This is a genomic window from Oscillospiraceae bacterium (genome assembly GCA_009780275.1).
Lineage (GTDB): Bacteria > Bacillota > Clostridia > Oscillospirales > UBA929 > WRAI01.
In genome coordinates this window covers 1-12165 of the sequence record WRAI01000038.1, presented here as the reverse complement: position 1 = coordinate 12165, position 12165 = coordinate 1, and the positions used below count along the sequence as shown (strand labels likewise).

The window sequence follows — 12165 nt, the reverse complement described above, 5'->3', positions numbered from 1 at the left end:
CATCAAACAGTACGACGGAATACGGTTTTCGGCGCACCTTTTCGGTCAATTGACCGCCGTCGTCAAAACCGACATAGCCCGGCGGCGAGCCGATGAGTTTGCTGACAGTATGCTTTTCCATAAACTCTGACATATCGACGCGCAACAAGGCGCTTTCGTCGCCGAACACGGCTTCCGCCAGGGCACGACAGAGTTCTGTCTTACCCACGCCGGTCGGGCCGAGGAAGATGAATGAGCCGGTCGGACGCTTTGGATCTTTTAGGCCAACACGCCCACGGCGAATGGCCCGTGCGATGGCATTGACAGCGTCATCTTGTCCAACAATACGCTCATGCAAGATATGCTCCATGTCAAGCAAGCGCTCAGCCTCGCCCTCGGTCAGTTTGTCCACAGGGATGCCTGTCCAATTGCTGACGACGGCGGCGACCTCATCTTCGCCGACTATGCCACCGTGCGCCGATTGGCTCTTTTGCCAGTCTTCGCGCTGTTGTTCTAATTTTTCACGTGTTTCTTTTTCAGCGTCGCGCAACTGTGCGGCGCGTTCGAATTCCTGCGCATGGATGGCAGCATCTTTCTCTTTGGCCAACTGCTCAATTTTGTCTTCCAACGCCCGTAAGTCCGGAGGCGCAGTTAGCTGGCTCATGCGTAAGCGCGAGCAAGCCTCGTCGATGACGTCAATGGCTTTATCAGGCAAGCGACGGTCGCCAATATACTGTGCCGACATACGAACCGCTGCGCTGATGGCATCGTCAGAAATGGTGACTTTATGATGTGCTTCGTAACGATCACGCAGTCCCGATAAGATGGAAATAGCCTCGTCTTGTGACGGCTCACCGACTTGTATGGGCTGGAAGCGACGTTCCAGCGCGGCATCTTTTTCGATATGCTTGCGGTATTCGTTCAGCGTTGTCGCTCCAATCATTTGAATCGTGCCACGTGCCAGTCCCGGCTTGATAATGTTTGCGGCATCAATGGCACCCTCAGCCGCGCCTGCGCCTATAATCGTGTGCATTTCATCAATGAATAAAATGAAGTTGCCGCTCTTTTCAACCTCAGCGATAGCGTTTTTCAAGCGTTCTTCAAACTCACCTCGATATTTTGTTCCCGCAATCATGCCAGCTAAGTCGAGTGTGACCAACTGCTTGTCGCGCAGATTCTCAGGCACGGTTCCCTCGGCAATCGCCAACGCCAAGCCCTCAACAACTGCTGTTTTACCGACACCGGGCTCACCAATCAGCACGGGGTTGTTCTTGCTGCGACGTGATAAAATTTGAATCATGCGTGTAATCTCATCGTCACGTCCGATAACAGGGTCAAGCTCGCCATCACGCGCAGATTGTGTCAAGTCGCGGCCGAATTCGTCGAGTGTTTTTGTGTCGCTTTTCTTGTTTTTTTGTTTGCCGGAAGCCGCTTTCTGCTCAGCAGGATTGACGCCGATGGCGTCGTAAATATCGCGCTGTAAATCCTTTATATTTACGCCTAAGGACAATAACAGCCGTGAGGCCAATGATTCATTGTCGGACAGCAATGCCAGCAATAAATGCTCTGTGCCGCAGTAGCTATGCTCCATGTGGAGCGACTCTTGCAAGGCCATGCTGAATATGTGCTTAGTGCGCGGTGTCCAGCTTTGTATGGGCGCTTTGCCGCTGTCACCTTGCCCGACAGCCTCAATAATTTGCTCACGCAATGTATCGGCAGTCACACCATTGTTATGCAATACAGATGCTGCAATGCCCTCGTTTTCTTCAGTCAGCCCTAACAGCAAATGTTCGCTGCCAATATAGGCGTGTCCCAATTGTGTCGCCGCTTGCAGCGCCAGCTTCATAGCCGTTTGCGCACGGTCTGTAAATCGTTTGTCTTGCATGTTCTTCATTCCCTACGAAATAGGTTTCGTGGGGTCTCCTTTCTTGATTTTATCGGCGGCTGGGGGCGCTAAAACTACCCCTGCCATATTGCTTTGTAATTAACGCCGGGTTAGCTGGTGACGGATAGTGCATTGTGTATAATCTCCGCCCGACATGCGTCCCTCTCTTGCGTTCCAAGTTGTTTTGCCGCCTTTTGAGATAGTGTATGCGGGCCGATGGTTTGGTTGAGTTTGTCTATGTCTTCGATAGAGAGTATGGGGATAATGTCCTCTAGCATACCCATACGCAGCAATGACAGATGGCTCAGTGCCTCTTCGAAACTCATGAGTTTTGCATGTTTCAGTATGCCATAAGCGCGCCATACACGATCTTCCCATGTCACTGGGTTGTCATTGCGCCACGCTTTTCGAACGGCGTCTTCTTTTGCCAGAATTCCCGACACTGTGCTTTGCAGACGTTTGACAATTTCTTCCGGTGTTAGCCCTAGAGAGTTGCGGTTGGAAATTTGATAATAGCCGCCCAGCGCGTCACTGCCTTCACCATAAAAACCGCGTACTAAGTGTCCAATTTTATCAACTTCGGCGATAATATGCCGAATATGTCCACTCTGTGTCAACGCCGGAAGATGTAGCATCGCAGAAACTCGAAGACCAGCACCCAGGTTGGTTGGACAGGCTGTCAAGTAGCCATACTTATCGCTGAATGCGTAAGGGATTGTTTGGCCTAACATCTGCTCTGTCTCCGTGCAAGTGCGCAATGTGTCTTTCAATGAAAAGCCAGGTTGAATGGCTTGAATGCGTAAGTGATCCTCTTCATTGACCATAACGCTGATGCCGTTTTGCTGATCAATTGCCGCCCCGCGTGTGCCTTTAGCATGCAATAGTTCGGGCGATACCCAGTGTTGTTCGGCAAGCATGGCCGGCCCTGTCAAGTCGTTTTGGTTGATAGACATTTTGTCATATGTGTCGGGCAAGGCACGGCACACGGTTTGCCAGACTTGTTGTTTTTGTATATCGTCCATACGGGCAGGGAAGGGGAGGTCAACTTGATTTCGCGCCAACCGCACACGGCTGGACACTACATTAGTTTGGCTCATGTTGCACCTCCAACACCTTGATTTCATCGCGCAGTCGTGCCGCCTCCTCAAAGTTCTGTTGTTCGATGGCCGACTGCATATGTCGTTGCAGCTTTCGTAGTTGTTCGGCAGGCGACGGTGTATAGTTAGGTGGCGTGTCACCGACATATTCGGCCTGGCCGTGAATTTGTCGGATGTATGGTGTCAGAATGTTGGCAAAAACGTCATAGCACTTGGCACAGCCAACACGTGCCGAATTTGTCAATTCTTGTTGGCTCATGCCGCATACATCGCAGCGTAAAGCGGAGCGTCGAATATCCCAAGATAGAATACTTGGCAGTTCCGACGCGCCCTGTATGGCTTGCGCGCAATGCACACAGATGTGTTGTTGACGCGCAAGTCCATTGACAGTGACTTGCATGTTGATGTACGCGGGATGCGCATGGCAGCGATCACATAACATAATGATTATCTCCTTTCTAAGATAGAAAGCATCGTGTGCTTAAAAATATTGGCGCGCACCGTGTCACGCAATGGCTGCGGTACAGGGCGCAATGCGTTATCTGAAGTCGCGGCGGCCAGTAGCGCGGATTGTCGTTCATCCAGCGCATCGGTATGGCGCAGATTGTCGATTATAGTGGCGGTGCTTCGTGCGTCAATCAATTGCCCTATGGCACTGACGGCGTGCATAAGCAAATTTTGCCCATCGCCACGCACACGTGTGATACGGATATACCCGCCGCCGCCCCGCCGACTTTCAATGATATACCCGCGCTCGGGCGAAAATCGTGTGGCAATGACATAATTGATTTGGCTGGGCGCGCAGTTAAACCTATCTGCCAGCGCGCCGCGTTGCAACTCGGCAACGCCATCTGCCTCATGCAGCATATCGTAAATAAAACGAGCAATTTCGTTGCTGATTCGCATAAACAATATCTCCCGATGTTTGACATTGACTATCTTTGACCTTTCTTGTATTATACGCGCTTGCCGCGTAATTGGCAAATGTAAAATTTGACATTCTCTGACCAATGCATTTAATCTAATAAAAATAATACTCTTATGCTTTTGTTTGCTCTGATTTGCTCTCTTTTTCGTTAATTTTTGCCGAAACCACCGAAATGTGATAGCGCCCGACATGCGGTTTGCTGCGCGGGAGTTGCTCAAAAGATGATAATTCAACAGAAAATTCTGACAGCTCGCGTAATTTTTCCATGATAATACCTCATAGGCAGTTTGCCCATGAATATCTATGCGCATACAAGAGCATACTATGCCCATGAAAATGACAAACAAACAATATAAAGAATATCTTAAAGAAAAAGATCCCAAGAGCCCGGTTGTCAAGAATACAGTGTTGGCCTTTCTCGTTGGTGGCGCGATTTGCGCAGTGGGGCAGGGGGCCAAGCTCGCATTTACTGAGCTGGGAGTCAATGAGGAACATGTGAAAATGGCCATGCCGATGGCGCTGATTTTACTTGCTGCCATTTTTACCGCGCTGGGGTTATATGACAAACTCGCAAAGCATGCCGGAGCAGGCACGCTGGTGCCGATTACGGGTTTTTCCAATGCCATTGTCGCACCCGCCATGGAGTTTAAAAGTGAAGGATTGGTCATGGGCATGAGTGCGCGAATGTTTATTGTCGCCGGTCCGGTGCTGGTCTACGGTATTGCGGTATCGGTGGTCTACGGGCTTGTTTTATATATCGTGGGGTAGCGAATGAGAAATGTAAAACCGGAACACATAGAGGCGCACGCCCCCTCCATACATAGAAAATCCTTGACAACAAGTCCGATGGTATGTGATACTTTTATTTATATTGCAACAAATGTCAAGAAAATATGAAGTACATCGATTACAATCATTTTGGGAGGTGATTTCTTTGTGCTCATGGAATGATATGATTCAAATGATGAAGCATTGGATTGACAAAGATATAGAAAATATCCCCTCGCTGTCTGAGTTTGCCGAGCGTCTGGGATATTCATATTTTTATGCAACCAAAAAATTTCATGAAGTTGAAGGCATAACGTTTCGGGAATACATTGTGAGTCGAAATTTGCAAAGATTTTTGGCGTATCACCTGTGGCGTATCTGTTAAGCAAGGATTGAGAATGATTACGGCGCCTTGGCAAAAGGATGATTGATAAATAAGAAATCTGCCACATAAGTTTCCGTTTTTTTGCAAAACATAAAATAGCCGTTATTGGCATATGAACCCCATAAGAGAGGCGTATCCAAGCCCTATCTTATGGGGTTTCTTCTTAAGCATGCCAAAATCATCGCGCAATCCTTGCATCCAGCACACTCTCTACGTCAAAGAAATGCTCAGTGATATACGCTGCCCAACGCTGCGACCGCATGGAAAAGCCGCCAATTTCAATACGCCCTTGCAAAACATATCTTTGGCGTACAAACGCGGGCTGATTGAAATCTACATTACAATAGATATTAAAGCCATTGTCGAGAATAACTTCCATGGCATGGGGTGGCAACACAAAACCAAATGGCGCGATTAGAATATTCGTTTCACCAATGATGGGTTCAATTTTTTTGCGCCAACGCTCAACGTCACTCCGAATGTTTGCCACACTGGCGTCTGGCGCCCACCAACCGGGTCGTCGGCTATGGGTAAAGCTATGGTTGGCAAAGAGCCAGCCGGTTTCTTTTAAGTATTCAGCTACTTTAATTGCCTCGGCACGCGATTCTTCGGTTTGTAAGTCATAGCCAAAGATGCCCATAAAGCCCGTGGCGGCAATAATACCCCTGTGCCCGCGCCAGGAAAATTCAGGGTGCTCTCGTATAAAGTCATTCAAAATCAATTGAATGTCGCCGTCATTGGTCAGAATAGTCTCCCCATCCGGCGTAATCACTTCGGTTTTTAGTATGCCGTCTTCGTCGACAAGCAAACGGTTAGCAAAGCCGCGGCTGTAATGATATGTCGGGTCGTCTATCGACAGTATCAGCGGTCGCCGGCCCGGCGGCAGCCAAATTTCACGTCGCTCCATATGACCGTCTTCACCGACCCTAAAGACATCATTAATGTTGTATAGCACCCAGCCATGTTCAAGCAGCTGGGGCAGCATTTTGATAAATTCAGTTTGATATATAAAACTCTCTCTATACCCGCCCGTTGGGTTAGATAAATCCGGAAATAGCAATTCAGGGTAAAGAATCAAGCTGTGGAAAAAGATATGCTTGACTTGTCCTTCAAACAGCACCAAGCTATCCTTTGCTTCAAGAATTCGCGCCTCCAGATCCCGCGTCTCATCGTTGATTAACGTCTCATCCGCATTTAATAGCTCAATAGCCTCTTGATAAAAATAGCCACGGAGCATAAAGTCAGCCTCTTCTAAAAGAGCTGTTCTCCGTGCACGTAATTCTTCAGCCTCAGCGTCGGGACATTCCTCAGTGTCCTTCTGCGGCGGCGCTTGCGTTATACTCTCCTGCGGCGGTGGCGCATGAGAATCATTGCCACCTTGATTAATTTGGGGTATGAAATATATAAACGTTATGACCACAATCACAGCAAACAACAGAATGCTTCCCGTCACAATAAATTTTTTCATAAATTTGCAAATTTCCTTATGTCTTTTTCCTAACAATACACTACACTATGTGGACTATATTGTCAAGGTTTGTCGGAGTATGACATCTCGGAAAGGCACAGTCGATAATATTTCAACACACCGCCATGCCGCCGCTTGTCGGCGTAATGTTTATCGAATACGGAAACTTGTTTTTTCAGCCAATTTGTATCTGTTGGCGCAACAGCCACCAAAAACCGTAATACAACAATCGATGTCTCAAAACACTCGCCAACAGCGCAATGTTTATAGCCGAAGCAAGTTATTTTCAGCCGTTTCAATGTTTCGCCAACCATATAGCATACATCGGCATCGTGTGGCGCAAAAATATGCAATAGTCGTAATATTTCAAGTTCATATGAGTTGGCCGACAGGATATGCGTTTTAGGCGACATAGCAATCACAGTCTGATACTTCTTTCCATCATTATACGGCGGAATGTAAAAGAGGGGATACATACCATCGGTGTTGCCCGGATTTCTCATACCGCGATAAAACCGCTGTGTCGTCTCCGGTGTATTTCGTGCGGCAAGCAACTGGCGCACAATATTCGCCTTTTGCACATCAGTTAACGCGCCGCCGTTGAGCAGATGATGATTTGTTTTAGTCATTAGTTCATAAGCAGTCATTCGTTTTGTCCTTTACGCTCCTCGTTTCGAAATCCATTGCATCTGTGTCATATTGTAGCACAAATGTTCAAAAAATCAATCAATGGATGGTTGAGAGAAGCACGGCGATGCAACTTAACGTTGAATTGCCATGAAAGTCATAACGAAACAGCTTGTCTGCATAGAATAGAAATGCATCGCCGGAAATTTTTCGACAAAATCAAGAAAGGGGATACCGCAAGATCTATCTTGTGGAGAATAAAACTATGTTTGCTGTTCTAGCCTTCGAAATAATCCCTGAACCATCATGGCGGCAACGCTTGGCCGAGAGCCTAAAACGCCGCTCACGCATTATTATCAACCCACAACGACGATGGGGGTTAAAGGCCTTGCAAGTGCATATCACATTTACTTGCCGACAGCCGTCGCAAGCGCGCCAACAGTTGGTGCGGCAAGCTTTAGCGCATATTGCCGAACGTCATGTTACATATGTTTTGTTGCCGAATGCATGCGAATACAGCAATTTGCTGCATGAATACGGCCTGCGACAGCCCGACATCCGCACACTCTTGCCTTCAATGGCAGCAAAACTGCTTTTTCACATCGCCGAGCAGCGCGATGTGCAGCTGAATGAACGCAATGCTGTTGTCATTGCGCCGCGCCTCAACAACCAAGCCATCGCCGCCGCCCGCACGGTATGCCGCCATGTCAAGACATTTACATTGAGTGGCGGCATTGACACTGAATTGATGGCGCGACAATTGCGCCACGACTATGGAATCAGCGTGTTAGAACAGTCAGTAACAGACTGCCGCGCCGATACTGATATATTTCTACTTTTCGATGCGCCGCCGCAAGCCGTGCCATTACAGCCGCGCCCGGGTAATATCGTGCTGGAACTTGGCAGCGGCTGGGACATCAAAGTAGTAGAAAGCGTCATCCACATTGATGATGCGCGGTATCACATCCCCCAGGATATGCTGCGGGATAAGCCGCCGGGCGTCAGCAAACAACGTGCTTTAGCCTTGCTGGTCGAAGCAGGTCTGTATACTGTTGAAAATTTACAAATAAAATCACTGCTATCCTGCGAAAAAAAGATAGGGTAGAAAGTAAAGGCATTTTTTCTTGCACCAAAATTACCCACTAAATACTGCGTTCTCCAACACTTTGCGATACATACTTGCCAACGTATCGGTCGAAATGTCAACAGCGTGATTGCCCAGACGCCCGGGATTTACTGAAGCCGCCAATGACGCAATCATCGCTTCCGAAACATCACCATGTGCGGCAAAATCAAAGGCCATATCCAGCCCAATCAATATCGAAACAAATCTATCATAGTCTTTTTGTGAAAACTCCGATGGTGCTGCGCCCACCGCCAGCAGATGCTCGGCAACATAGGGCAAACACAGCGCCACCGCATGCCCGTGCGCAATGCCAAACACTGTTGATAGCTTATAACTCATAGCGTGCGCCGCCGTTGTCTTGCCGATGTTGATGGCCTTGCCCGACAGATTGGCTGCCTGCAAAATCCGCAATGCGCTGCTGTCATCGCCGGCAAGGTAACCATCCATATCGGCCAAAATTACATCAATGGCATCTAGTGCGTATGCCTTGCTTGTCGGCGTTTTGCCTTTCGCCCAAAGCGACTCAAGCGCTTGACACAACGCGTCGAGCAATGCACTTTTTTTGTGATATAGCGGTAACGTACGCAAAAACACAGGATCGAGAATGACAAATTCGGGTAAGATGCCTGCCTGCTCAACCGAGATCTTCTCACCGTCTTTGTACAATACAGAAAAACAGGTTGATTCACTACCTGTGCCTGCCGTGGTCGGCACCGTCAAATGCCGTGCTCGCGGCGCGTCCAACAACGCTGCCGAGTCGTCGCCCTGCAAAATATTAATGCCTTTGGCAACATCAATTGCACTGCCGCCGCCGACGGACACCATAAAGTCGCATGATTCCCGCTCGAATAATGCAACGCCGTCTAGCACATCGGCCAACATGGGATTAGGCGTAAATTGGTCAAAATACACAGTCGAATCAAGCCGTGGCAAACTCTCTTTCACTCGCGGCTTACACACAACAAATGGCCTTTTCGCACCACTGACAATCTCGCTCATATGCCGTAATGTATCAATGCCGGCATATACTACTTGTGCCATACCTACGACTCCTTTAAATAATCCATCAACGCGTTTTTGTTAAAAATCGGCGTTGTGGTCGGTCGCCCCAAATCAGCGCGGGAAGCCAAGTTGCAAATAACTTCTACTAAAATTGGGCCGCAAGCGTCTTTCGAACGAGCCAAAACGGCCGCCAACTCATCTTGACATTCAACACGGAATGCCTGCGCGTAGCCCAGCGTTTTCGCCGTTTCGCAGAAATTCAATTGCCCACCGACAGTCGGTAATCCGCCCACTGTTTCGTGCGCACCGTTGTTCATGACAATATGCGTCAAATTCTCCGGACGATGCGCGCCGACAACCGCTAAGCTGCCCATATGCATCAGCACCGCACCATCGCCATCAAGGCAATATATTTGCTTGTTCGATCTGGCCAGTGCAATGCCGTAAGCAATCATCAAACTGTGACCCATGGAGCCGACCGTTAGAAAGTCAAACTCATGTCCTTGACCATTCTGCTCGCGAATCTCAAATATCTCACGGGATAACTTGCCCGTCGTGCAGACATAGACGGCGTTATCGTTTGTACAGTCAAGGATTGTTTTCAGCGCGTCCTCCCGCGCCAATGCGGCGTCAGAGGTATATTTTTGCTTGTTGGCATTCTCTAACGCGCCTTTGCTGATAACAAAGGCGACAGACTGTCCGCTTGCGATATGCCGCTTAAATTCAGCAGCGGCGGCACTCAAGTCATCGGTGTCTTTTGACACAACGATGTAAGGAACTTGCAAGCAATCCAACATCGGCAGCGTTGCCTCACCTTGAAAAACGTGCTGCGGCTCATCCTTTATGCCTGGCTCGCCACGCCAACCAATGACAAATATCGCTGGTATCGCGTATACTTTTTCATGCAGCAATGAGCAAATGGGATTGACAGTGTTGCCGATACCGCTGTTTTGCATATATACTACAGCCGGCTTACCAGTCGCCAAATAATGCCCGGCAGCCAATCCAACCGCCGCGCCTTCGTTAGCAGCTACGATGTGTGAATTAGAAATGCCATGCCTATCCATAACCTCATCGATAAACGGTGTCAGCAATGAATCGGGTACGCCGGTGTAGAACTCTGCGCCCAAATTATCTAATACAGAGAAAAATGCTTCGGTTTTCATAAAATAGCTCCTTTTCTGAAACAAGGGCGGGATAATTCCCGCCCTTATGTTGATTCTATGCCTTAACCGATAAAAGTCAGCACTTCTTTGATGCTCATGCAGTAATCCGCCGAGGCTTGCTTGCTGTTACCATTTGTTAATATACTCTGCGCCGTTTTCATCATGGCAGGGTAGGCACTACGCAATAAGTGGTTGGCATGGATGATGATATTCGCGCCTTTGGCGTGCAATTCTTCTTCGGTAAATTGATTATATGTCGTGGGCACCACCACAATGGGAATATTGGATGAATAGGCACGGAATTTTTCCATGAATTGAAAAATATCGCGTCCGTCCTTTTCTTTGCTGTGAATCATTACAGCATCAGCCCCGGCATCTATATAGATTTTCGCTCGCATAAACGCGTCGTCCACACCTTTACCGGCGATAAGGCTCTCCAATCGGGCAATGATCATAAAGTCACGGGTGGCCTGTGCGTGCTTGCCCGCTGTAATCTTGGCGGCAAACTCCTCGGGGTCATCCAACACTTGCTCAACGTCGGTGCCAAAGAGAGAGTTCTGCTTCAAACCCGTTTTGTCTTCAATAATGATGGCCGACACGCCGATGCGCTCTAACGTCTTGACATGGAATGTAAAATGCTCAACCTTACCGCCGGTGTCGCCGTCGAGAATGATAGGTTTGGTGGTCACCTCCATAATCTCGTTGATGGTGTTGATGCGGCTGGTCAAATCGACCAATTCAATATCCGGCTTTCCCTTAAAAGCAGAGTCACAAAGGCTGGAAATCCACATGGCATCGAATTCTTTGAGCGTCATAGTCGCCTCGTCCATCACACGGGCGTTTTCGGCAATAATGCCGGTCAAGCCGTTGGACGTATCAATAGCGCGAACATAGGGTTTAAGATTCAGCAATTTGCGCAATTGCGCCCGCCGTTGGTCAGAAGTAGAATGCATAGTGGCAAGTTGTCGCGATAACTTATCGCTTGACAAATGCTCAGTGTAAGGGATTTCAACCAATTGGCCGCCCCATTCCTTAAGCACAGTTAGCACCTTATCACGAATGATTTGCATATGTCCCGTGCGCCAGTCATCGCCGTGCAGCACAAAATCCGGCTTTAATTCCCGCAACGTCGCTGTATAATCCAATTGCTCTTGCACAACTACGCGGTCAACGTGCTTAAAACTGGCAGCAATCTTCATCCGCTCTTGCGTATCCAAAATCGGCGGTCGCTTGTATGTCGCAATGGCCTCGTCAGTCAATACCCCGACAATCACCTTGCCGTATTCCGCCGCGTGGTTGATAATGTTGACGTGGCCTGAGTGATATAAATCCGTAGCCATCGCCACATACGCCAGTTTACCAGACATCATGTTCCTCCTCAAAATGTTCAATGGTGTGCTTGAACAGCTAAAAAACAAAAGAGCAGTGCAAAGGCTGCTCGAAATTATTCGCGGCTATATATTGCCTGCCGCGCTATTGCTTCATCTGTCCCGAGCAAAGCCTGTTTACGCGGAAACGAAGCAGAGCGGACTTTGCTCTAACGTGGTGCGGGTGGAATTAAGGGACTTGCCAACCTCCTGTATTTTCAGGGGTTTGCGCTGTCTTTCACTCCGCCCAACACGCGATTACTGAATATTTGGACCACCATTCGAGTTGTAGAACGATTGTCAAATCTCAAATAACATGGATAATCATACCACACCCCGGACAAAAAATCAACCCTTTTTTTGTGAT

12 protein-coding genes are annotated in these 12165 nt (G+C 48.5%); 2 read left to right on the top strand and 10 right to left on the bottom strand.

Features of this window, described 5'->3' with window-relative positions:
* The 5 genes from FWE06_09770 to FWE06_09750 form a co-directional block, all read right to left on the bottom strand.
* A partial coding sequence (locus FWE06_09770) for an ATP-dependent Clp protease ATP-binding subunit (GenBank protein MCL2547448.1) occupies window positions 1-1864 on the bottom strand: 1864 nt, incomplete at its 3' end.
* Between the two features lie 110 nt (window positions 1865-1974).
* Complete coding sequence (locus FWE06_09765) at window positions 1975-2961, bottom strand: ATP--guanido phosphotransferase (protein MCL2547447.1); 987 nt, start codon at window positions 2959-2961, stop codon at window positions 1975-1977.
* Window positions 2948-3403 carry a UvrB/UvrC motif-containing protein gene (locus tag FWE06_09760; protein ID MCL2547446.1) on the bottom strand — a complete coding sequence of 152 codons (456 nt, stop codon included), beginning with the start codon at window positions 3401-3403 and terminating at the stop codon, window positions 2948-2950. Before FWE06_09760 ends, FWE06_09765 begins: the two co-directional genes overlap by 14 nt.
* Window positions 3404-3408: 5 nt before the next feature.
* Window positions 3409-3867, bottom strand: a complete 459-nt coding sequence (locus FWE06_09755) for a CtsR family transcriptional regulator (protein MCL2547445.1) — start codon at window positions 3865-3867, stop codon at window positions 3409-3411.
* A 133-nt stretch (window positions 3868-4000) separates the two neighbouring features.
* Window positions 4001-4156, bottom strand: coding sequence for a hypothetical protein (locus FWE06_09750; GenBank protein MCL2547444.1), 156 nt, complete (start codon window positions 4154-4156; stop codon window positions 4001-4003).
* A 63-nt stretch (window positions 4157-4219) separates the two neighbouring features.
* On the opposite strand from FWE06_09750, the gene spoVAC reads away from it, so the two are divergent.
* Complete coding sequence (spoVAC, locus tag FWE06_09745; protein MCL2547443.1) at window positions 4220-4657, top strand: stage V sporulation protein AC; 438 nt, start codon at window positions 4220-4222, stop codon at window positions 4655-4657.
* A 563-nt stretch (window positions 4658-5220) separates the two neighbouring features.
* On the opposite strand, the gene FWE06_09740 is transcribed toward spoVAC, so the two are convergent.
* Window positions 5221-6510 carry a hypothetical protein gene (locus FWE06_09740; GenBank protein MCL2547442.1) on the bottom strand — a complete coding sequence of 430 codons (1290 nt, stop codon included), beginning with the start codon at window positions 6508-6510 and terminating at the stop codon, window positions 5221-5223.
* Between the two features lie 62 nt (window positions 6511-6572).
* Entirely contained in the window at window positions 6573-7157 is a 585-nt protein-coding gene (locus FWE06_09735) for a hypothetical protein (protein ID MCL2547441.1), read from the bottom strand.
* Window positions 7158-7402: 245 nt separating this feature from the next.
* Here FWE06_09735 and FWE06_09730 point away from each other — a divergent pair, with 245 nt between their 5' ends.
* A complete protein-coding gene (locus FWE06_09730) occupies window positions 7403-8242 on the top strand; it encodes a hypothetical protein (protein MCL2547440.1) in 840 nt (279 codons plus the stop codon).
* Between the two features lie 30 nt (window positions 8243-8272).
* Here FWE06_09730 and FWE06_09725 read toward each other — a convergent pair whose 3' ends face one another.
* The 3 genes from FWE06_09725 to aepX form a co-directional block, all read right to left on the bottom strand.
* Entirely contained in the window at window positions 8273-9304 is a 1032-nt protein-coding gene (locus FWE06_09725) for a phosphonoacetaldehyde reductase (GenBank protein MCL2547439.1), read from the bottom strand.
* Window positions 9305-9306: 2 nt separating this feature from the next.
* Window positions 9307-10431, bottom strand: a complete 1125-nt coding sequence (gene aepY / locus FWE06_09720; protein MCL2547438.1) for a phosphonopyruvate decarboxylase — start codon at window positions 10429-10431, stop codon at window positions 9307-9309.
* A 62-nt stretch (window positions 10432-10493) separates the two neighbouring features.
* Window positions 10494-11801, bottom strand: coding sequence for a phosphoenolpyruvate mutase (aepX, locus tag FWE06_09715; protein MCL2547437.1), 1308 nt, complete (start codon window positions 11799-11801; stop codon window positions 10494-10496).
* Between the last annotated feature and the right edge of the window lie 364 nt (window positions 11802-12165).